A 22,024-nucleotide genomic window follows, 5' to 3' on the forward strand; every position below is an offset into this window, starting at 1 on the left:
ACGAACAAAGATAACGGATTACACACTTCCTGCCTGGCCAGACACTGTCTGGCCATTTTTTTTACTTCAGCACAGACAGTTTACTTGCTACTTATCACCTGTTTCTTCCAATGAATTGACTTATATGGCATCAGAAGCTGGAAACGCTATTCTGTATGTGCCTCTGTTCAGGTTCGTCCACCAGACCATTCTTCTGAACCAATAACAGCAGAAACAATTGCACCTGAGTTGAACAATCATTGATCCACAGCGTGCGAAATCTTTGCATCTGGATCATTGCTTTTAAAGCACAAAAAGCTTTGTCAGTGCGTACCTGACGGAGATAAAAAAGCCAGAGCAGTTGCTCTGGCCTGGAGATGATTTACAAGCGGTCTAATGCAATTTAAAGCTACGTACTGCGTTTTCCAGTGTGCTGGCTGCTGTAGCTACCTGAGCGCTTTGTTCCAGTGTGGAGGTTGCACGTTCAGTACTTTGTTCTGCTAAATCCACCATACTGTGCATGCTCTGTTCTATTGCAGTTCCAAGTTGTAACTGACTGGATGTCGTAGTGGCAATGTTGTCACTGATCTGATGCATAGCTTCAATAGCCTGATTAATTTCGGCCAAAGCAGTCATCAACTGACTGTTTTGCGCTACACAGTTATTTGCATCGGTCTGGCCTTTTTCAATCGACTTCACTGCATGCATACTTTGTTGCTGTAAGCTGGCTATCATAGTGCGGATTTCATCAGTGGCTTGCTGACTGCGCACTGCTAAAGAACGGACTTCATCTGCGACTACCGCAAAACCCCGGCCTTGCTCACCGGCTCTGGCTGCTTCTATGGCGGCGTTTAACGCCAGCAGGTTAGTTTGCTCAGCAATGCCACGAATGGTCGTCAGAATACCGCCTATGTTGTTTGATTCAACGTTAACAGCCTGCATCGTATTACTGGTGTCATTCAGTTGCTGCGCCAGCTCCTGGATCAGTGTGTTATTGGCCGCCGAAACCTGATCAATTTGCAGGCTTTGGCTTAACGCCTGCTGCATTTGTTGCTGCGCCTGGTCGGCTTGTTCGGCGATTTGGTGAGTATTGGTTGCTAACTGCTGGGTGATACCGTTTACTTCAGCCACCTGATGATGCTGGGTACTTAAAGCCTGATGAATAGCGCTGACTTCCTGACTGGATAAACGGGCACTTTGATTCAGCTCCAGTACCCCTTGTTGTATTTGTTCAATCAACTGGCGTAAGGCTTTAATCAGTGTATTCACATTGGCGGATAACTCACCAAATTCATCATCGGAATTGATGGTCAGCTCGCGGCTTAAATCACCTTGGGCTATGCGATCCAAGACTCTGTTGATCCCAGACAAGGGGGTGATCATGGCTTTGATGGTCAGGTAAGCAGCACCTATAGCTAAGCCAACCAAAACAATCAGCATAATCACAGCGCGGATTGTGCCTGAGTTTAATGCTGAGGATAGATCCTGCTGCAACGAGTTGAACTGGCTGTCTGCCTGGCTAATCATTTGATCTAAAGCTGCTACAGCCTGGGTTACCTGTTGCTCGGACTGGTCCAGTTGCTGCCGCGCTGCTTGTAGTTGTTTGACCTGCAATAATTTGATACTGACTAAGTTATTTTCGCCCTCAATCCGGCTTTTGGCGTCGTCCAGCTGAGCCAGGAAATCATGCCAAAAGTCCTCTGCATTCACTTGCTTCACTATATTGGCGATGTAATCCAGATTGCCTTGCATATCACTAAAAGCAAAACCTAAGTTTTCCTGACTGCTGGCTAATTGTTCAGGATTTGTCATTGCCGCAATTTCACGTACTGTTTTCAGCAGGCCTAAAAGCTGACCATCTACCCGGCCAGCCGCCCCTTCTAAGAGTTCCAGTTGACTGGTTTTACCCGGTGCTTCCAAAAAGGAAATATCCACTAAGGTAGCACCTGCGGCATCTATCAGGTTTTCAAGTTCTTTCAGTTCTGCAGCAGCCTTATCACCCTGAGCTATGGCTTCTAAACGGGCTTTAAATAATTGTTCTACAGCCTGTTGATAGGCCTGATAAGTTTGTTGAGCTTCTGCCAAAGGTTTTTGTAAAGTGGGCTCTTTGGCGACTAAAGGCGTCAGACTGGCCATTCTGTTGCGGTAAACTTCGGCTGCCTGAGTAAATTCATCCTGATAACTCTTAATTCTGCTTGCATCTTCAGCTGTGTAACCCAAAGCAGACAACTTGGCGAGTTTCAATAATTGAATTTGTGCCATATTGCTTTGCTGTTGCACTGGCACTGCCGTTTCATTCATCTGACCGCTGGTGCTGTTTACTACGGCAAAACTCCAGAGTGAAGATAAACTGGCGACTAATAACAGCAAGGCAATAAAGCCAAAGCCCAGATAAATTTTATGTGCAACCCGAAGTTTCATAGGATAATTCCAACAGCTGTTATGGTTTTAGTATTGGTTAGAATGTGATAGATAGAAAATAGACAACTGAAACTAACAAAGTTTTTTCAACTGGTCTAGCCAGATTGGTGCAAATTTATTCGATGCAAATAAAAAAAGAGCACCAATTTGGTGCCCTTTGTTAAAAACCCTAATAAAACTAGAAGCTTAAAAACTGCTTAATACATTAGCAGGCAGTAAAGAATTTAAGCTGCCATGGCGCAAGAGTTCAGCGGCTTTTTCGATATCAGGCGCGAAGTAGCGGTCAACATCATAGAAGCTGACTTCCTGACGTAATACTGCTTTGGCGTGTTCTACTGCTGCAGCGCCTTTTAATGGTGCACGGAAGTCCAAACCCTGAGCAGCTGCCAGATACTCAACAGCCAGTACGCCTAAAGTATTTTCTGCCATATCAGCTAAACGACGGGCAGCAAAAGTGGCCATGGACACATGATCTTCCTGATTGGCTGAAGTAGGTAAGCTGTCTACAGATGCCGGATGCGCCAAAGATTTATTCTCTGAAGCCAAAGCTGCTGCTGTCACCTGAGCTATCATAAAGCCGCTGTTTACGCCGCCATTATTGACTAAAAAGGCTGGTAACTTGCTTAAATGTGAATCGATTAAAAGTGCCATACGGCGCTCTGAAATAGAACCAATTTCAGCAATAGCCAAAGCCAGATTATCGGCTGCCATAGCCACAGGTTCAGCGTGGAAGTTACCACCAGAGATAATGTCGTCTTCAGCAGCAAACACCAACGGATTGTCTGTCACGCCGTTGGCTTCGACTAATAACACAGAAGCCGCAAAACGGATTTGCGCTAAACAGGCTCCCATCACCTGAGGCTGGCAACGTAAGCTGTATGGGTCTTGTACTTTTTCACAGTTTTTGTGGGAGTCCGCAATTTCTGAAGTCTCACCTAACAAGTGGCGATAAATCAAAGCTGCATCTATCTGGCCTGACTGACCACGTACCGCATGAATACGGGCATCAAAAGGTGACCGGCTGCCCATAGCAGCTTCAACACTCATAGCGCCAATGACAGAACCTGCTGCGTATAAGTCTTCAGCACGGAACAAACCTTCCAAAGCAAAAGCGGTAGAAGCCTGAGTGCCGTTTAATAAAGCCAAACCTTCTTTAGCGGCCAGGGTAATTGGCTCTAAACCCGCTATAGCTAAACCTTCTTTGGCAGAATAAATCTGGCCTGCGATACAAACTTCCCCTTCACCAATCAAAGGCAACACCATATGAGATAAAGGTGCTAAATCGCCAGAAGCGCCAACAGAGCCTTTTTTCGGAATACAAGGGTAGACACCAGCATTGACCAGTTTAATCAGCGCTTCGATCACTAAAGGACGTACCCCTGAATAACCACGGGCTAAGGAGTTAATTTTCAGCACCAGCATTAAACGTACAGTGCTGTCGTCCATTAAATCGCCAAAACCTGCAGCGTGCGATAAAACGATGGAACGTTGCAGCGTTTCAAGTTTGTCCTGATCAATTTTGGTATTGGCCAATAAACCAAAGCCAGTGTTGATGCCATACACAGTACGGTTTTCGGCGACTATTTTAGCCACTGTTGCAGCTGAAGCTTCAATGGCTGGCAAAGCGGCCGGGTCTAAAGTGACAGTCACAGCATGTTGTTGCACCTGACGCAGTTGCGCCAGAGTCAGTTCACCAGGGGTGATGCTTAAAGCGTAAGTCATATTCTTATCCTTCAAATTAGTTCTGGTTGATCATTGGCAGATCAAGACCTTGTTCACGGGCACAGTTTTTGGCGATGTCATACCCTGCATCAGCATGGCGCATCACACCAGTGCCGGGGTCATTCCACAAAACACGGCCTAAACGGCGTGCTGCTGCCTCTGTACCATCGGCTAAAATCACCACACCAGAATGCTGGCTGTAACCCATACCTACGCCACCACCATGGTGCAATGACACCCAGGTCGCGCCGCCGGCTGTATTTAACAAGGCATTTAACAATGGCCAGTCAGACACTGCGTCTGACCCATCCATCATGGCTTCGGTTTCACGGTTTGGACTGGCCACAGAGCCTGAATCCAAATGGTCACGGCCAATAATGATGGGGGCTTTCAGTTCGCCGTTTTTCACCATGTCGTTAAAAGCTAAAGCAATACGGGCACGGTCTTTTAAGCCAATCCAGCAAATACGGGCTGGTAAACCCTGGAACTTAATACGTTCACGCGCCATATCCAACCAGCGGTGTAAATGTGGGTTGTCCGGGATCAGTTCTTTGACTTTAGCGTCAGTTTTGTAGATATCTTCCGGATCGCCTGATAGCGCAACCCAGCGGAATGGGCCAATGCCTTCACAAAACAGTGGACGAATATAAGCCGGCACAAAACCCGGATAATCAAAAGCGTTAGTCACACCCATATCCAGCGCCATCTGGCGGATATTGTTGCCGTAATCCACAGCCACAGCGCCTTTGTTTTGCATTTCTAAAGTAGCCTGAACCTGGATTGCCATAGAGGCTTTAGCAGCCTGTACTACCGCAGTTTCGTCTTCAAGGCGACGTGCTTTGGCTTGATCCATGGTCCAGCCCTGTGGCAGGTAACCATTTAACGGGTCGTGTGCTGAGGTTTGGTCAGTCACTACATCAGGAATGATATTGCGCTGCGCTAATTCAGCGAAGATATCAGCGGCGTTGCCTAACAAGCCGATAGAGGTAGGTTTACCTGATGCTTTAGCTGCTTCAAGCTGAGATAAAGCTTCATCCAGGTTGTAGGCTTTTTGGTCGACATAACCAGTGCGTAAACGGAAATCGATACGTGACTCGTCCACTTCACAGGCAATCATATGAAAACCAGCCATAGTAGCTGCTAAGGGCTGAGCGCCACCCATGCCACCTAAACCCCCTGTGAGTACCCATTTGCCATTTGGCTCACCGGCAAAATGCTGTTTAGCGATGGCAACAAAAGTCTCGTAGGTGCCCTGAACTATGCCCTGAGTACCAATGTAGATCCATGAACCCGCTGTCATCTGGCCGTACATCATCAGGCCTTGTTTATCCAGCTCGTTAAAGTGTTCCCAGTTCGCCCAGTTTGGCACCAGGTTAGAGTTGGCCAGCAAGACACGAGGGGCGTCCGGGTGGGTCGGGAATACACCCACTGGTTTACCGCTTTGGATCAATAAGGTCTGGTCGTCGTTTAATCTGTCCAGCACTTCCACTATTTTGTCATAACAAGCCCAGTCGCGAGCCGCGCGGCCTATGCCACCGTATACCACTAAAGAGGTTGGGTGCTCTGCCACTTCAGGGTCGAGGTTATTCATCAACATACGTTTGGCGGCTTCGGTCTGCCAGCTTTTGGCGGTAATTTCACTGCCGCGGGCGGCACGGATCACACGGCTTGGGTCTAAACGTGGATTGCTCATAGGGATTCTCTCATTAAGTTTTCGGTTTAATAGATAAATGGCCGCCTAAACGGTAGCGGCTGCCTGCAGACGTGAGGTAAGCAAAACTGACTGCGCCACCCCGGCTGAAGGTGCGGCGTGTCAGGCGTAAACAAGGTTCAGAAGCTGGTATTTTTAAATGTTGACGGGTCAGTTCATCCGGCAATACAGCTTCAACTATATGCTCGGCGTCTGTTAAAGGCGCTACAGCACTTAAGTATTCATGAGGCGTTTGTAATACAAAATCCTGAGCTAAATAGTCCGGCACCTGCTGTGGATTTACATAACGGGCTTCCAGCTGCAGTGGCTGCTGGTTTTCATAATGCACTATGAGTGAAAAAAACACCGGAGCGTTGCGGCTTAAACCTAAAGCTGTAGCCACCACGCCAGGGCAAGGCAGGCTGGTCAGTTGCACCAGTTCAGCTTTATGAAAATGACCACGGTGCTGAATTTCATCGGCAATATTACGAATTTCCAGCAAGGACGATTGTGACTTAGGCGAGGCGACAAAACTGCCGACCCCCTGAGTGCGATACAAAACGCCTTGTTCGGTTAATTCCTGCAAAGCACGGCGTGCCGTCATACGACTGACCGAAAACTGCGTTGCCAGCTCGTTTTCCGATGGAATACGACTATGCTCAGGCCAGGCTGCAGTTTCAACCTGACTCAAAATATAATCTTTGATAGTGGCAAACTTCTTTTGCCCTGAACTGTTTTCCATGATCGGTTTGACGCCTTGAGTTTAATGCTAAGAAAAATAGCTGAATTTAGTTGTATATACAAGTTGTTCGGGTAGAATTAATTTCAGCGCTGAAAAATCAGGCCAAAAGCCATGAAGGGGATGAAATGCAAGTCTTTGATGCAATTTGGATTAATGTCAATTTAGCCACTATGACCGACAATGGGCAGCCTTATGGTGCTATTCCCCATGGCGCTTTGGCAGTCAAAGGCAGCCGTATTGCCTGGCTTGGGCCTAAAGCAGAATTGCCGGAAACCGACTTGTTATCTACCCCTTTATATGACGGTAAGGGCCAATGGTTATTGCCGGGTTTGATCGACTGCCATACGCATCTGGTCTATGCAGGTAGTCGCGCTAATGAATTTGAAATGCGTTTAAATGGTGCGACTTATCAGCAAATTGCAGAGGCAGGTGGTGGCATAAAATCTACAGTGGCTGCCACCCGGGCCGCCAGTCATGAAGACTTGTTTGTGCTGAGTAAACAGCGGTTGAATGCGCTTTTGAGTCAGGGCGTGACGACTGTAGAAATCAAATCAGGTTATGGTCTGGATCTGGAAACAGAGCAAAAAATCCTCGAAGTAGCAGCAGAACTTGATCGCACTCATCCAATAGATATTCAGAAAACCTTTTTAGGTGCTCATGCTTTGCCTTTGGAATATGCCGGACGTCCTGATGACTATATACAGTTTGTGGTGGAGCAAATGTTGCCCCAATTGCATCAGTTGGGCTTAGTCGACGCTGTCGATGTATTTTGTGAAGGCATAGGGTTTTCGGTAGAACAAAGCCGTTTATTGTTTGAAAAAGCCAAAACTTTGGGGTTGCCGGTAAAGGCGCATGCTGAGCAGTTATCGCATTTAGGTGGTGCCAGTTTAGTGGCCGAGTTTAATGGTTTATCAGCTGATCATATTGAATATTTACAAGAGCAAGACGTGCTGGCAATGAAAGCTGCAGGTACTGTGGCTGTTCTGTTGCCGGGCGCCTTTTACTTTTTACGTGAAACTAAGTTACCGCCTTTTGAACTGTTGCGTAAACATCAGGTGCCTATGGCGATTTCTACTGATTTAAACCCTGGTACTTCGCCTTTCTGTAACCTGCTGTTGATGCTGAATATGGCCTGTACTTTATTCCGTTTTACGCCGGAAGAGGCGATAGCCGGAGTCACCCGACATGCGGCAGCTGCTTTGGGTAAAACAGACAGAGGTACTTTAGCCGTGGGGCAGCAGGCTGACTTTGGACTCTATCAAATCAGTCAACCGGCAGAGCTCTGTTATCAGTTTGGGGTCAACACTTTAACTCAATTGGTCAAAGCCGGGCGGGATGTCAATCTGCGTGGACTGAGCTAACTTTACAAGGCAGGAAAACAGAGTAATCTTAAGATCTTATCTGATCTTTTGAGTGTGAGCTGTGTTGTTACCTTTGCGGTCTGTTTTATCTGTTGTATTGCTGACCAGCTCTGCCCCTGCTTTGGCCCAGAGTCTGGCTGGCCAGCCTTTGTTTTATATTGTGCTGTTGTTAGCCGCCTTGGTCCTGTTGTTAGCCGGCTGGGTGCTGGTGCTGAAAAAACGTCTGGCCCGGCAACAACCCGTGGAAGAAGAAGCTAAACCCCAAGACCTGTCCTTTTTATCTTTGCATGATGATACCAGTGGTTTGCCGAATAAATTGCAGTTACAACAGCAGTTTGAGCTCTGGTGTCGCAGCCATTCCAACCAGAAAGCCTCGTTATTGTTATTAAAAATTCAGAACTTTGAACGGGTGAATCAGGCGCTGGGCCATCAGAATGCCAATTTGGTTTTGTTGCAGATAGCACAGCGTATTAATGCAGCAGTGCAACAGGATCAGGAACTGTTGGTACTGGAACAGCAAGGCAAACAAAGCAGCAAAGTAGCACATTTAGGCGGAGTGGATTTTGTATTGTGGGTGGATGCCAGCACCCGTCAACATGCAGCTGAACAAATTGCCCGCCGGCTGGAACATAAGGTCCCTGAAGCTTTACTTATTCATGGCTGTGCCGTGGAATATCAGCTCAAAAGTGGTATTGCACATTATCCCCAACATGGAGTGTTATTATCTGATTTGATTGACCGCGCTCATCTTGCGATGCAAAACCGGCAATGGACCCAGACCAGCTCGCAAGTTTTCCATCCGGATCTGATCAGTTACAACAATGAGAAACTGGGCTTAATGGCCGAGCTGCGTCATGCCATTAGTCAGCAGCAACTGAAACTGCATATCCAGCCACAAATTGCCTTAAGTTCACGCCAGGTTGTGGCTGGCGAAGTTTTAGTACGCTGGCATCATCCACGTCGTGGCTTGTTAGGCCCTGCTGAGTTTTTAGAACTGGCCGAGCAAATGGGCGTGATTTATCCGCTGACTCAGTGGGTATTGGAAAAAGCGGTGATGACTTTGGCTGAACTGGCGCAGCAAGAGATCCATTGCAAAATAGCGGTGAATATATCCAGTAAAGATTTATTGCAGGATGAGTTGGTGGATAGTTTAGAGCTCTTGCTTAAAAAGTATAAGGTTAAACCTTCGCAACTGGTGCTGGAATTAAAAGAAAGTGCTTTAGTAGCAGAACCTGACAAAGCCATGCGGATGCTCAACCATCTGGCACAACTTGGTGTAGAGCTGGCACTGGACGATTTTGGTACCGGCTTCTCCTCTTTGGCCTATTTGCGGGAATTACCTATCAGTCAGGTGAAAGTGGATTGCTCCTTTATTTTTGATTTGCACCGCTCCGATACGCATACCGCTATTACCGGCGCCATTATTGATATGGCAAAAAATATGAATTTTATGGTGGTAGCCGAAGGTATAGAGCAACCTGAAGTGGAGCAAAAACTGATTGCTATGGGGTGTGCCAGAGGGCAGGGCTTTTTATATGCCAAACCCTTTGCACTGGACGCTTTCCCTGAATGGGTGAAACAGTGGAGTTATAGCAAAGCGACTTACTAGTTTTGTTTTCCAAATATGAAAGCACAGACTAAAGCAGTTAAGATCTGGCCTGCATCATTCATACCTGCGGCTAAACCTGCCGGATGCTGAGCCGGAGCTGCTTCCGCCAGATGTAAATAACGGCTTTGAGCCTGGCTTGCCAGCAGATGAACAAAATGTTCCGCCTGTTGTACTGAGACACCGCAGCTGTTGTAAGCACTGACAGGCATACCGGTAATAGCGTCTGTATCCAGCTCTATACCAAAGACCTGCTGTGGATTGCGTAAACTTAACCAGAGTTTCAGCAGCTCTGGCCATGCTGCTTGCTCACGGACAAACAGCTGCTGATAACTCAGCACATCCACGCCAGCCGATTTAATTTGTGCTAACGAGCTGGCTGAGTTTTTCAACTCGTGCAAACCCATGACCAGATAACTGTCTAAATGACCCGCAGCTTTGGCATAACTAAAACCATTTCCGCTATGGCGTCCTTCGAGTAAACGAAAATCCGCATGAGGATCGAGATTAATGCAGTTGACTGGTTTTTGTTCACTTTTGGCTAAAGCAGCTAATAACGGCAGGCTGTTATTATGGCCCCCACCTATAACAATGGGCGTTAAACCCGCATTGAAGATGGCCAGTAACACTGGTTCTAAACGTAGATCAATTTCTGCACAGAGGGCTCGTAACGTGGCCAGGTCGGCATTTTGACTTTGCTGCTGTAAGTCGGCGCAGTCCAACTCTCCCAATAGCAGTAGCTGTGATCCATCTAAAAATTCATTTTGTTGCAAGTTAATAAACTTACGGACAAAAGCCTGCCAGCCCAGATCGGAGCCGCCCTGACCTAAATTAGCGCGTGGTCCTATATCTTCAGGCACACCCAATAACACAAAAGTACAGCCTTGCTGTTTTGCAGAAGCCAAAGCTTCAGCTAAAGGCAAGCCGGGATCCGGATAACGTAAAGCCTGACCTAAACGGGTTTCACCTTCACGCTGTTGTTGAAAAGCCGCCAAAGAGGCGGCCTGATAGCGAATGACAACATCACTCATCTGTTATTCCAGATCTAAAGGCTCAGGTGACAAAATAATACCTGTATTGTCTGCATACAGATGATCTCCAGGTAAAAAAGTCACACCACCAAAATTAACAGGAATTTCGTGTTCACCAAAACCACGATCATCAGCACCTACAGGAATAGCGTTGACCGCCTGAATGCCTATATCAAAATCTTCCAGTGTATCAACATCACGCACACTGCCGTAACAAACAATACCTTCCCAGCCGTTCGTTGCAGCCAGAGACGCTAACTCGCCATCAATCAAAGCACGACGGGCTGAACCACCGCCGTCAACCAATAAGACCTTACCTACGCCAGGTTCAGCTAAAGCCTGACGAATTAAACCGTTGTCTTCAAAGCATTTAATCGTCTGGATTGTGCCGCCAAAAGAACGGCGGCCACCGTAGTTGGCGAAAATGGGCTCAACCACATCGATCATGTCTGCATAGAGGTCACATAATTCCGAAGTGTTATATTCCATGTTGTGCTCCAAAGGTTAAGTCTTTGATCAAAAACACAGTATACCCGTCTCAACTGAAGCTGCAAGGTCGTTGACAGCTCTCAATCGCCCCAATCACATAGTTTGTCTATGCTCATGGGGACTCAATCGTCTGTCGCCTACTTGCAACTCCAGTTGCTTTGGCTAATAACCCATCTCACCTGAAGCTGCAAGGCTATTGACGGCATGGCTTCTGCACAAATGCAATTCCTTTGGTCAGTGTACCGCTTCAGCACCATCGTCTTTCGTAATAACAGCGCCAGCCGCTTATTCTGATATTCTTCCACAGCCTGATTGTGACTCTGTATTGCCAGTGTTAAGGTGACTTTGCTACCTTAATTAAAGTTGTTTAATCAGGATCCCGCCTTTGAGTTCAGAGCTGTTAGCCCGTACCTTGTTACACCTGACGCAAATAGGGTTTGCAATCACCCTCTGTGCTTTACTTTGGTATTTTTTCAGGGTGTATCAACGCAACTACCTGAAATCCTGGGCTATAGCTTTTTGTTGTTTTACTGCCTACGCAGCTTTTGTGCTGGTTGATGTGTTCTGGCGACCTGTATTTGCCGCTGTCTGGTTGGGGCAGATGGTTAAATTTTTATTAATCTGTTTTTGTTATGGCTTCGCCGTTTGGATCCTGGTTGGGGTTTTTGAGGCGGTAAAACAACAACGACTGGCCGCAAGAACAGTGAATCAGCTGTTGTTGCTGGTGACAGGAATTTCATTTTTATCTGTAGTGCCGTTTCTGGTTTTCCCTCAGGCCCAGGATTGGGTGGTTTACCTGCAGCTTTATATGCGGCTATTTTTGATTGGTGCTGCTTTATGCGTGGCAGGATTTTGGTTATGGAGTTTAACTAAACTTATTTTTGCCACCAAAGTGGTTGCCAGTGCGATGCTGGCCTGGGGGTTGCTGTTTTTGACCAGTGCCAGTGCTATCGTCTGGCAGAATGCGGAAGTCGACTACCATCAGGTGGCTATGTATTTCAAACATCTGGAACTGTTGATCCAGGTGATCTTAGGCTTAGGGCTGATCATCTGGTTACAGGAAGATGAGCGCAGCACAAACCGCGAATTAACGGCCAAAACCCAGTATCTGGATAGTCATGACCCTTTAACCGGCGCTTTAAACCGGGACGCTTTGTTGCGGGAGTTAGAGTTATTGTTGCAGGCAGATACGCCATTGACCTTGCTGATGATTGGTCTGGATAGCTTTAAAGTGGTGAATGAGTCTGTTGGCTTAAAACAAGGCGACCGTATTTTACGTGAAGTTAACCGGCGTTTTGAATCTTCTATTGTCAAACCCCGGCTTATAGCCCGCACTGGTGGCGATATTTTTGCTTTGGTGCTGGAAGATTGCAGTACAGACCGACAAAAGCTGTTTACGTTGCAGCATCTGGAGCAACTGATTGAAAAGCCGTTTACCACAGACAACGGCTTGATCAAATTAACGGCCAGTATAGGGTTAGCCAATGCACCACAGCATGGGGTGGAAGCCGATCTGATATTGCAGAAAGCCAATATTGCGTTTCACCACTGTAAGCGTCTGCAGCAACGCTGTACCTTTTATCAGCCAGGCATGGAAGAAGAATCTGCCCGTTTGCTGAATTTAGAAAAAGACTTGCTACTGGCCTTGGAACAGGATCAATTTGTGTTTTATTTCCAGCCGCAATGGGACCTTCGTGAGCAAAAAATTGAGGCTTTTGAAGCTTTAGTGCGCTGGGAGCATCCGCAAAAAGGTCTGCTGATGCCTGGCCAGTTTTTACCTTTAGTTGAGCAAGTCGGATTAAGTAAAGAGCTGGATTTGTTGCTGCTGGAAAAAGCTGTCTGCACTTTAGCCGAATGGAAAAAACAAGGTATTCATATTCCCATAGCTGTAAATATGTCACCAGTGCATTTTCAGGTGGATGGTTTAAAAGGGCGCATTCAACAGTTATTGCTGAAGTATCAGGTTTCACCAGCTGTACTGGAGCTTGAGATCACAGAAAATACTGCCATGAGTGATATGGAAAAAGGCTCTAACTACATCAATGAGTTACAGCAAATGGGTATTCGTGTTTCTATTGATGACTTTGGCACTGGGTATTCATCTTTAGGTTATTTACGAAAAATGCCAATCGATAAAATCAAAATTGACCGTAGTTTTGTCACCGATATGGCCGCTAATGATTCCGATATGATGATAGTCAAAACCATGATTACCCTGGCTCATGGCTTAGGCAAACGTATTCTGGCGGAAGGGGTTGAAACAGAAACCCAGTTGCAGTTACTTCGTACTTTAGCCTGTGATGCCATTCAGGGCTACTTACTGGCTAAACCTTTGCCTGAAGCTGAAGCTTTGGCTTTGTTGAATGGCTGTACCTTGCCCTGACCATTTATGGGCTGTCATGTTTTTGTCACTAAGCCACTTTAAGCTACAAGAGTCAGGGTAAAACGACGGGTGGCTTATGTGGTTACAAAAGCTCGGCTTGTGGGACCAGCGCTGTTTTCTTGCGCTTTTTAGCAAAAGTGAACGAAAACGTATCCATCAGTTTAGTTTCTGGTGCTCTAAAACCGGCGACGGCCCTTTATACCTGTTATTGGTTGCGCTGCTGTTTGCATTAGAACTGACCCATGCCAGTGCCTTTACCGAGCTGCTATTGCTGAGCTTTGCCATCGAACTACCTTTGTATCTGTTACTGAAAAACTCGATTCGCCGTCAACGCCCCTATCAGTTGATGGCGGGTATGATGCAAGCCCACATTGAAGCCTCAGATAAATTCAGCTTACCTTCTGGTCATACAGCTGCGGCTTTTGTTGTGGCCAGTGCTTTGTTGTGTTTCTATCCACAGTGGGCCTGGTTGGCCTTTAGCTGGGCAGGTTTAATTGGCTTGTCACGTATACTTTTAGGGGTACACTTTCCGCTGGATATTCTGGCCGGTTCTTCTTTGGGTGTGTCCAGTAGCCTGATTGCACAGCAAATTTTGCATTAATTCTGCACTTTTTACTAAATATTTCATATTTAATTCGACTAAAGTACTGCTCTCTCTGTTTGCTTCTCTATAATTAATGGGTTCCGACTTATCCTTCGTCGATTCAGTCCGTTGGATTAACCTTGCCTTTGTTTGTGGAGTAGCTCAAATGGCCTTTTTACGTCAATTTTCAATACGTCAGCGTTTATTACTCAATGCAGTGACAGTTGCTGTGTCGATGTTAATTATGTTGGGGTTGTTATTATTCCAAAGCAACCAGCTTAATTCTTTATCAGAGTTACGACTTGAGGTTGAAAACCTCAAGCCAGCAGTGCTGCAATTGCGTCGTGATGAAAAGGACTTTTTACTACGCTCCAATATCGAATATCAGCAAAAGTTTAATAAGTCTTCCACTGAACTGAACACTAAAGTCAAAGTGCTGACAGATGGCCTTGCAGCAGCAGGTATAGACACCACAGCCTTGAAGTCTTTTAGTGAGTTCACTCAAACCTATCAGCAGTTGTTTAATCAGCTGGTGCAGCTTTCTGTTGAAGTGGGTTTAGACCATGAATCGGGTTTGTATGGCGAGTTTCGCTCAAAAGCTCATGCTTTAGGCCAGTCTTTTAAAGACATCAGTGACTGGCAATTAACAGCCCAGTTATTGCAACTGCGCCGTGATGAAAAAGACTTTATGCTGCGTAAAGATCTGAAGTATTTAACAGCTTTTAACAAAGGCCTCGCAAGCTTTCGCGCGCAAATTCAGCAAAACATCTCAGACCCTGCTTTGGTGTCGCAATTGCAGCAATTGGCAGATGCTTATGGTGTAGCTTTTGTGCAATTAGTGGAAGGGGAGCAAAAAATTGGTTTGGCCCATGATCAGGGGCTGATGGGACAAATGCGCTCCGCTATTCATCAGACTGAAGACAGCCTGGCATCTATGTCAAAAGAAGCTGAAGCCGCAGTGCGGCAAGCCAGTTCCGCCAGTGAAACTCTGGCTATCAGCCTCTTTGTCCTGGTACTGGTTCTGGTGATTGCTTTGGTACTGATGACCAGTAACAGCATTCTGCAACCGATACAAAAAGTCTGCGCTACTATAGGTTTAGTGCGCAAAGACAACGATTTCCGTTTACGGGTGGAGGAAGAAGGTCAGGATGAAATGACCACTTTAGCCAAAGACTTTAATCATATGTTGTCTGATGTGCAGGGGCTGGTGCGTAACGTCAACCAGGCGCTGGAAATGCTGGATGTCGCAACACATGAACTGGCAAAATCCACGGCTGAAACCAGCAAAGGCATGGCACAGCAGCAGATGGAAAGCGATATGGTGGCCACTGCGGTTACGGAAATGGGCGCAACTGTCGATGAAATAGCAGTCAATACCGAAAACACGGCATCTAAAGCACAAGACACCAATGCGAACGCTATGACAGGCTTAAAAGAAGTAGAGCAAACGGTTCAGCGTATTAATGGTTTATCCCAGGAACTGCAGCAAGCTTCAGTGGTTCTGACTGAACTGGAGCAAGACAGCGCTACTATAGGTTCTGTGTTGGATGTGATCCGGGGTATAGCTGAACAAACCAATTTATTGGCGCTTAATGCGGCTATTGAAGCGGCGCGTGCTGGCGAACAAGGCCGGGGTTTTGCTGTGGTGGCGGATGAAGTTCGTAGTCTGGCGCAGCGTACTCAGGAATCTACAGGCCAGATCGAAAAAATCATTTCAGGTTTACAGCAACGCACTAAAAACATTGTGGCTGTGATGCAAAATTGCCAGACTCAGGGCAAAGAAAGTGCCAGTCAGGCAGGCTCTACCATAGAGTTGTTACGACAAATTACCAGTGACGTGGCTCAGATTATGGATATGACCACCCAAATTGCCACTGCAGTGGAAGAGCAAAGTTTAGTGGCTGCTGATGTGAATAAAAACGTAGTGCGTATTCGGGATATTTCTGAAGACTCGTTAAATATTTCCAAACACAATGCCCAAATCAGTGAAGAAGTTGCCAATCAGGCCAGTATGTTGCATCAGACCGTAGATAAATTTAGAGCATAAAAACACATGAAGGGACTATGGTGTTCTGCTTTGGTATGTTGTGCTGCAGCTGCTGGTCCAGCCGCTGCAAAACCTGCTATGTTGGCAGTCACTGAGCCTATGCCTGTTTTTCAGGTGATGAAAAACGGGCAGGTCAGCGGTTCTAATACGGAGTTAGTACGGCAAGTTCTGGCTCAGGCAGAGCTCAAGGCTGAGTTTCAGATGTACCCTTGGGCCAGAGCTTATAGTCTGGCTTTGCAACAACCCAATGTGCTGATTTATGCCATCACCAAAACCACGGAACGTGAAGCTTTGTTTCACTGGATCGGGCCTATTGCTTCTTTCAGGCTGGGTTTTGTCCGTCTTAAAGGGAATCAGCAAGCCGGGATTAACACTCTGCAGGATGCAAAGCAGCTGACGATAGCAGTGCAGCGGCAGGACAGTACTTTTGACTGGTTGATCAGCCAGGGTTTTGCTGAGCAGAAACAACTGGTGCTGGCTGCAGATGCAGAACAAAGCTGGAGTTTGCTGGCCAATGGCAAGGTTGATTTAATTGTCGAAAACCCGGTGTTGCTACCTGAGCTGGCGCGTAAAACTGATTTGGCGTTGCAGCAACTGGAACTGGTGCTGATGATCCCGGAGTTGGAGCGGCAGGCTTATCTGGCTGTCAGTAAAAGCACAGCTCCAAAAACAGTAGAAAAGCTAAAACAGGCCTATCAACAGGTGGTGAAACCTTAAAAAACTTGTTTAATGCTGAGCTGACTATCACGGTTGCTGTTGGCCTGTTTTAAACGTAGTAAATAATCCTTCCAGAGTTCATCCTGCTCAACTGCCAGTTTTGCCAGATAAGCCCAGCTATACAAACCCGTTTGGTGCCCATCGTCAAATACCAGCTTCACCGCATATAAACCTACAGGCACAATCTGGCTGATGGCTACGTCTTTTTTATGGCTGACCAGTTGGGGTTTGCCATGACCTCTTACTTCAGCCGAAGGCGAAAACACTCTTAAAAATTCAGCACTAAAACTAAAGAGCTGATCATCTGAAAATTTAACGTCCAAAACTTTACTTAACTTATGGTAATGCAGCACAGACACATGCGAGGTTTTTGCAGCTGTATAAGAAGCTGAAGTCTGTGCTGTCATCGGGTCCACCTTAAATCAACTACCAGATTATAAAATAAAGCGGCTTAAGTCTTCGTCCTGTACTAAAGCCTCCAGATGCGAATCGACATAAGCTGCATCGATCAAAATTTGTTGGCCACCATGATCGGCGGCATCAAAAGAAAGATCTTCCAGTAATTTTTCCATCACAGTATATAACCGACGAGCGCCAATATTCTCAGTGCGCTCATTGACCTGCCATGCCGCATTGGCAATACGTTGAATGCCATCTTCAGCAAAACGTATTTGCACACCTTCGGTCGCCAGCATAGCCACACTTTGTTCGGTCAGCGAAGCTTTAGGCTCGGTCAGAATACGCTCAAAATCATTGGCTGATAACGCATCCAGTTCTACCCTGATCGGCAAACGGCCTTGTAACTCTGGCACTAAATCTGATGGTTTTGCCATCTGAAAGGCGCCACTGGCAATAAACAGAATATGGTCGGTTTTTACCATGCCATGTTTAGTGGTGACAGTGCAGCCTTCGATGAGTGGCAGCAAGTCCCGTTGCACACCTTCACGCGAAACATCTGGCCCACTGGTTTCGCCACGCTTACAAATTTTGTCGATTTCATCAATAAAGACAATACCTGTTTGTTCTACCGCTTCCAGCGCTTTTAGCTTCAGCTCTTCCGGATTGACCAGTCGGGCTGCTTCTTCTTCCACCAGCTGCTTAAAGGCGTCTTTAATTTTCAGCTTGCGGCTTTTTTTCTTGTCTGAACCCAGGTTCTGAAACATAGACTGCAGCTGGGAGGTCATTTCTTCCATACCAGGTGGCGCCATAATTTCCACACCCATCACAGGGGCTGCCAGATCGATTTCAATTTCTTTATCGTCCAACTGGCCTTCACGTAACTTTTTACGGAAAGTCTGGCGGGTGCCGTTGTCTGATTCGCTGGGTTCAGCTTGACCCCAGGCATCACGGGCTGGTGGTAACAAGGCATCCAGAATACGTTCTTCTGCCGCTTCTTCAGCGCGGAATTTGTTTTTTGCCACTTCCTGCTCACGGAACATCTTCACAGCGCTGTCGGTTAAATCGCGGATAATACTTTCCACTTCTTTACCAACATAACCCACTTCAGTGAACTTGGTGGCTTCTACTTTTATAAAAGGGGCGTTGGCGAGTTTGGCCAGACGACGGGCAATTTCAGTTTTACCTACACCAGTTGGGCCTATCATCAGAATGTTTTTTGGCGTGATTTCCTGACGTAAAGCCGGGTCCAGCTGCATACGGCGCCATCTGTTACGCAGTGCAATAGCTACTGCACGTTTAGCATTGGCCTGACCAATAATATGGCGATCCAGTTCGTGGACTATTTCTCTTGGAGTCATATCAGACATTCAAATTACCCTTACAATTCTTCAATGGTCTGGTGATGGTTGGTATACACACAAATATCACCAGCTATGGTTAAACTTTTTTCTGCAATTTCGCGGGCGCTTAATTCAGTGTTCGCCAAAAGCGCAGTGGCAGCCGCCTGAGCAAAAGGTCCACCGCTGCCTATGGCGATTAAATCATGTTCAGGCTGGATCACATCACCGTTGCCTGTAATGATCAGTGAACAATTGGCATCAGCAACGGCTAACAAAGCTTCGAGTTTGCGCAGCATGCGGTCGGTGCGCCAGTCTTTTGCCAGTTCAACAGCTGCACGCATTAAATGACCCTGATGCATCTCGAGTTTGGCTTCAAAACGTTCAAATAAGGTAAAAGCGTCGGCTGTGCCGCCGGCAAAACCTGCCAGCACTTTGCCATGATATAAACGGCGAACTTTGCGGGCATTGCCCTTCATTACAGTGTTGCCAAGCGATACCTGGCCGTCACCTGCAATGGCAACATGGCCATTGCGGCGTACAGAAACAATAGTGGTCATCAGAAGCCCTTTTTGGCTGAGGAAAACGTATTACCAAGGAGATAAGGGTGGATATGCAGATTTTCAATGCCCTTAGTACTGAAAGCTGAGGCTAAAAGCACTAAGGGCTAGAGGGGGCTTTATGTTGCTACCGCTATACGGCAATCCGCTACTTTTTGTCGGATCAAACGACTTCTGTCACTTTCAGCCTGACGTTTACTGCTGTAAGGCCCCAGAGTAACCCGAAAAAATACGCCGTTTTTGCCTTCAATACGCCGCACTTCCGAAGGGTAACCAGCAAAAGCAACTTTGGCTTTCATTTGCTGAGCTGTTTCGTTGGCACGGTAAGTACCACAAAACATTAAAAACGGTCCTTTGGCTTCCAGTTCTTCCACTGTCACCTGAATTTCTTTGTTTTCCAGCTCTTCAATATACTGGTAAGGCTCTTTTGCAGGCTTAGGGGGTAAGTCATCTTTTTTCGCGGATATCACAGGAGTAACAGGATCTGCTACCGGAGTTTTTTGCGATAAATGATATAAAAACCAGGCAAAACCAATCACTAGAACTCCGACCGTTATCACTAATGGCCAGGGGAAAGGTTTCACTGTTTTGGTGTTTTTTCTGGGTCTGGGCGCGGCCCGACCTGCTTTGACATAATCTTTTTGTGGCATCTTCACAACTAAGGACAACTGGCCTGATGTCCGCATTCTACTGCAGTTTTGTTAAAAAGAAATGTTTAATTCAGGTCTTGTGGGTCTACATCCAGCTGCCATTTCACCTTGCGACTTAGCGACCAGCGGCTGACTTCGGTCAGTACAGAGTCCAGACTTTGGTGTAATTGTTTTCTGTCTTTGGTAAAAAGCTGAATTTGCCAGCGGTATTTACCCGCCTTACGTTCCATAGGGCAAGCCAATGGTCCCAGCAACTGCACTTGTGGCCAATCTTTATAATGGTCTGCCACTTTTTGCAGCCATTCTTTACAGAGTTCCAGTTGATGGGCTTCCACTCTGAACAAGGCAAGGAACATAAAAGGCGGTAGAAAGGTTTGCTGCCGCTCTTTTAATGCACTGCGGGCAAAAGAGGCGTAACCATTCTGGATCACATCCTGTAGCAGCGCATGACCCGGGTAATGAGTTTGCAGCAAAACTTTGCCTGGTTGTGAACCACGTCCGGCACGACCTGAGACTTGCGTTAACAACTGCGCCAATTGCTCAGGAGCTCTGAAGTCGTTGCTATATAAAGCAGAGTCGACATCAATAATCACGACTAAACCCACATTCGGAAAATGATGACCTTTGGCCAGCATCTGAGTGCCTAAAATAAGTTGAGGCTCACCTTGTAATATCTGATCCAAAGCTTTTTGCAAACTGCCTTTGCGTCTGATGCTGTCTCTGTCCAGTCGGGTGACTGTATGAGTGGGGAAAAGTTGTTGCAGCTGCTCTTCTAACTGTTCAGTGCCCTGACCTACAGGAGCCAACTGAGTGCTGCCACAACCACCACATTGATGCGGTACGCCTTTAGTGGCACCACAATGGTGGCACACCAACTGACGGCTTTGTTTATGAAAGGTAGTAAAAGCACTGCATCTGTGGCATTCGGTCATCCAGCCACATTCATGGCAAATCAGCGCTGGCGCAAAACCACGGCGATTTAAAAACAGCAGTACTTGCTGGCCAAGTTTTAAATGTTGTTCGATACGCTGGCGGGTTAACCCTGCCATGCCATGCATCATTTGCTGTTGTTTCAAATCCACCAGCTCGACTGTTGGCATTAACTGTCCAGCGGCGCGGTCTGGTAATTCCAAATGGGCAAAGCGGCCTTGTTGCACATTGGCCAGGCTTTCTAAGCTAGGTGTGGCTGAGCCTAACAAAATAGGGCAGCCCTGAATCGAGGCACGTTTAATGGCTAAATCGCGGGCGTGATAGCGAAAACCGTCCTGCTGCTTAAAGGAGTTGTCGTGTTCTTCATCGATAATCAGCAAATCAAGCTTTAGGAAAGGTAAAAACAACGCAGAGCGGGTGCCAATCACTATAGCTAAATCACCAGTCTGGGAGCGTTGCCACACAGTAAAACGCTCCAAATCTGTCATATTGGAATGCCAGACCCCAACAGGCACGCCAAAACGTTGTTCAAAGCGGGCTAAAGTTTGCGGCGTTAAACCAATTTCCGGCACTAACACCAGCACCTGGCCACCTTTTTTCACCACTGGGCTTATCGCCTGCAAATAGACTTCAGTTTTGCCCGAGCCTGTGACCCCTTCCAGTAAAAAACAGCTAAAACTGCCCAAGGCTTGTTGTACTGCAGTGACAGCCAGCGCCTGTGCTGGATTTAAAGGTAAGGATTTTTGTTGTTCATCAGCCGTTTGATAAGGGCCGTACAAGACTGGCGTAACCAGAGCCCAGCCCTGTTCGACAAAATACTGCAGCTCTTTGCGCTGGAAATGCTCCAGTAACTGGGTTTCGGTTTGAGGCTGTTGCAGCTGTTGCCATAAAGCCAGTCGTTTTTTCGCTGCTTTAAACTGCTGTTCGGTTAAATGCTTGCCTGCTTGGGTCAGGCTATAGCTAAGGCCTTTGACCGGATCGGCATTTTTACCATCACGTAATAAAGCGGGCAGGGCACTGGTCAATACATCACCTAACGGATGATGGTAGTAATCAGCGGCAAAACTCAGTAACTGGCGAATAGGGGCTGCTAATACAGGAGTTTGATCCAGTACTTGGGTCACAGCTTTCAATTGAGCTGCGTCGTAACTGTCGCTTGGGTTCAATTGCCAGACAATACCTATCAGTTCGCGTTTACCAAAAGGCACTAAAACACGACAACCCGGGCTTACCTGTTCGTCACAAAGGTAATCAAAATGCACCCGAAGAGGAATGGGCAACGCCACCCGAATCACCATCACAGCCAAAATCCACCTGTTTTATCAATCAATTAGTTTAAAGCTCTGGCATAGACAAAGCCACTAAAAATAAATTGGT

General features: G+C 46.8%; 17 protein-coding genes. 6 read left to right on the forward strand and 11 right to left on the reverse strand.

Translation table 11 applies throughout. The annotated features are described in order from the left end of the window. Positions 1–372: 372 nt before the first annotated feature. The 4 genes from J2W69_RS06765 to hutC form a co-directional block, all read right to left on the reverse strand. The gene (locus J2W69_RS06765) at positions 373–2,400 is read right to left on the reverse strand and encodes a methyl-accepting chemotaxis protein (protein ID WP_310275886.1); all 2,028 of its coding nucleotides are present in this window, start codon (positions 2,398–2,400) and stop codon (positions 373–375) included. Between the two features lie 186 nt (positions 2,401–2,586). After that, positions 2,587–4,122 carry a histidine ammonia-lyase gene (gene hutH / locus J2W69_RS06770; protein ID WP_310275887.1) on the reverse strand — a complete coding sequence of 512 codons (1,536 nt, stop codon included), beginning with the start codon at positions 4,120–4,122 and terminating at the stop codon, positions 2,587–2,589. A 16-nt stretch (positions 4,123–4,138) separates the two neighbouring features. Then, positions 4,139–5,815 carry a urocanate hydratase gene (hutU, locus tag J2W69_RS06775; RefSeq protein ID WP_310275889.1) on the reverse strand — a complete coding sequence of 559 codons (1,677 nt, stop codon included), beginning with the start codon at positions 5,813–5,815 and terminating at the stop codon, positions 4,139–4,141. Between the two features lie 13 nt (positions 5,816–5,828). Then, complete coding sequence (gene hutC, locus J2W69_RS06780; RefSeq protein WP_310275891.1) at positions 5,829–6,554, reverse strand: histidine utilization repressor; 726 nt, start codon at positions 6,552–6,554, stop codon at positions 5,829–5,831. Between the two features lie 50 nt (positions 6,555–6,604). Between hutC and hutI the strand changes: the two genes are divergently transcribed. Then, positions 6,605–7,915: an imidazolonepropionase gene (gene hutI / locus J2W69_RS06785; protein WP_310275893.1), complete on the forward strand. Its 1,311-nt coding sequence runs from the start codon at positions 6,605–6,607 to the stop codon at positions 7,913–7,915. Between the two features lie 73 nt (positions 7,916–7,988). Next, on the forward strand, positions 7,989–9,524 hold the full coding sequence (locus tag J2W69_RS06790) for a putative bifunctional diguanylate cyclase/phosphodiesterase (protein ID WP_310275895.1): 1,536 nt from the start codon (positions 7,989–7,991) through the stop codon (positions 9,522–9,524). On the opposite strand, the gene J2W69_RS06795 is transcribed toward J2W69_RS06790, so the two are convergent. Together J2W69_RS06795 and rraA are read right to left on the reverse strand one after the other, a co-directional pair. Beyond that, positions 9,521–10,552: a formimidoylglutamase gene (locus tag J2W69_RS06795; protein WP_310275896.1), complete on the reverse strand. Its 1,032-nt coding sequence runs from the start codon at positions 10,550–10,552 to the stop codon at positions 9,521–9,523. The two genes, J2W69_RS06790 and J2W69_RS06795, sit on opposite strands and share 4 nt — an antisense overlap. Positions 10,553–10,555: 3 nt before the next feature. Continuing rightward, positions 10,556–11,041, reverse strand: a complete 486-nt coding sequence (rraA, locus tag J2W69_RS06800; RefSeq protein WP_008899164.1) for a ribonuclease E activity regulator RraA — start codon at positions 11,039–11,041, stop codon at positions 10,556–10,558. Positions 11,042–11,426: 385 nt separating this feature from the next. Between rraA and J2W69_RS06805 the strand changes: the two genes are divergently transcribed. From J2W69_RS06805 to J2W69_RS06820, 4 genes are all read left to right on the forward strand, one after another. Next, a complete protein-coding gene (locus J2W69_RS06805; protein ID WP_310275899.1) occupies positions 11,427–13,424 on the forward strand; it encodes a putative bifunctional diguanylate cyclase/phosphodiesterase in 1,998 nt (665 codons plus the stop codon). 76 nt (positions 13,425–13,500) lie between these two features. Further along, entirely contained in the window at positions 13,501–14,025 is a 525-nt protein-coding gene (locus J2W69_RS06810; RefSeq protein ID WP_310275901.1) for a phosphatase PAP2 family protein, read from the forward strand. Positions 14,026–14,173: 148 nt separating this feature from the next. Next, positions 14,174–16,054, forward strand: coding sequence for a methyl-accepting chemotaxis protein (locus J2W69_RS06815; protein ID WP_310275903.1), 1,881 nt, complete (start codon positions 14,174–14,176; stop codon positions 16,052–16,054). Positions 16,055–16,060: 6 nt separating this feature from the next. After that, a complete protein-coding gene (locus J2W69_RS06820) occupies positions 16,061–16,771 on the forward strand; it encodes a substrate-binding periplasmic protein (protein WP_310275905.1) in 711 nt (236 codons plus the stop codon). On the opposite strand, the gene J2W69_RS06825 is transcribed toward J2W69_RS06820, so the two are convergent. The 5 genes from J2W69_RS06825 to priA all read right to left on the reverse strand — a co-directional run bounded on the left by J2W69_RS06825 (position 16,768) and on the right by priA (position 21,945). Next, the gene (locus J2W69_RS06825) at positions 16,768–17,178 is read right to left on the reverse strand and encodes a gamma-butyrobetaine hydroxylase family protein (RefSeq protein WP_310275907.1); all 411 of its coding nucleotides are present in this window, start codon (positions 17,176–17,178) and stop codon (positions 16,768–16,770) included. The two genes, J2W69_RS06820 and J2W69_RS06825, sit on opposite strands and share 4 nt — an antisense overlap. Positions 17,179–17,205: 27 nt before the next feature. Further along, positions 17,206–18,537, reverse strand: coding sequence for an HslU--HslV peptidase ATPase subunit (hslU, locus tag J2W69_RS06830; RefSeq protein WP_310275909.1), 1,332 nt, complete (start codon positions 18,535–18,537; stop codon positions 17,206–17,208). An 11-nt stretch (positions 18,538–18,548) separates the two neighbouring features. Beyond that, a complete protein-coding gene (hslV, locus tag J2W69_RS06835; RefSeq protein ID WP_046520987.1) occupies positions 18,549–19,067 on the reverse strand; it encodes an ATP-dependent protease subunit HslV in 519 nt (172 codons plus the stop codon). 119 nt (positions 19,068–19,186) lie between these two features. Next, positions 19,187–19,753, reverse strand: a complete 567-nt coding sequence (locus J2W69_RS06840) for an SPOR domain-containing protein (protein WP_310275912.1) — start codon at positions 19,751–19,753, stop codon at positions 19,187–19,189. A gap of 29 nt (positions 19,754–19,782) precedes the next feature. Beyond that, positions 19,783–21,945, reverse strand: a complete 2,163-nt coding sequence (priA, locus tag J2W69_RS06845; RefSeq protein WP_310276423.1) for a primosomal protein N' — start codon at positions 21,943–21,945, stop codon at positions 19,783–19,785. Positions 21,946–22,024: the final 79 nt, after the last annotated feature.

The organism is Rheinheimera soli, from assembly GCF_031457405.1.
Taxonomy (GTDB): Bacteria; Pseudomonadota; Gammaproteobacteria; order Enterobacterales; family Alteromonadaceae; genus Pararheinheimera; species Pararheinheimera soli_A.

Excerpts from the sequence above, each read along its gene's own strand:
- priA (WP_310276423.1), bottom strand. The coding sequence starts at position 21,945 with ATGGTGATTCGGGTGGCGTTGCCCATTCCTCTTCGGGTGCATTTTGAT.
- rraA (WP_008899164.1), bottom strand. The coding sequence starts at position 11,041 with ATGGAATATAACACTTCGGAATTATGTGACCTCTATGCAGACATGATC.
- J2W69_RS06810 (WP_310275901.1), top strand. The coding sequence starts at position 13,501 with ATGTGGTTACAAAAGCTCGGCTTGTGGGACCAGCGCTGTTTTCTTGCG.
- J2W69_RS06795 (WP_310275896.1), bottom strand. The coding sequence starts at position 10,552 with ATGAGTGATGTTGTCATTCGCTATCAGGCCGCCTCTTTGGCGGCTTTT.
- J2W69_RS06820 (WP_310275905.1), top strand. The coding sequence starts at position 16,061 with ATGAAGGGACTATGGTGTTCTGCTTTGGTATGTTGTGCTGCAGCTGCT.
- J2W69_RS06815 (WP_310275903.1), top strand. The coding sequence starts at position 14,174 with ATGGCCTTTTTACGTCAATTTTCAATACGTCAGCGTTTATTACTCAAT.
- J2W69_RS06840 (WP_310275912.1), bottom strand. The coding sequence starts at position 19,753 with ATGCGGACATCAGGCCAGTTGTCCTTAGTTGTGAAGATGCCACAAAAA.
- hutH (WP_310275887.1), bottom strand. The coding sequence starts at position 4,122 with ATGACTTACGCTTTAAGCATCACCCCTGGTGAACTGACTCTGGCGCAA.
- hslU (WP_310275909.1), bottom strand. The coding sequence starts at position 18,537 with ATGTCTGATATGACTCCAAGAGAAATAGTCCACGAACTGGATCGCCAT.
- hutU (WP_310275889.1), bottom strand. The coding sequence starts at position 5,815 with ATGAGCAATCCACGTTTAGACCCAAGCCGTGTGATCCGTGCCGCCCGC.
- hslV (WP_046520987.1), bottom strand. The coding sequence starts at position 19,067 with ATGACCACTATTGTTTCTGTACGCCGCAATGGCCATGTTGCCATTGCA.
- hutC (WP_310275891.1), bottom strand. The coding sequence starts at position 6,554 with ATGGAAAACAGTTCAGGGCAAAAGAAGTTTGCCACTATCAAAGATTAT.
- J2W69_RS06765 (WP_310275886.1), bottom strand. The coding sequence starts at position 2,400 with ATGAAACTTCGGGTTGCACATAAAATTTATCTGGGCTTTGGCTTTATT.
- J2W69_RS06825 (WP_310275907.1), bottom strand. The coding sequence starts at position 17,178 with ATGACAGCACAGACTTCAGCTTCTTATACAGCTGCAAAAACCTCGCAT.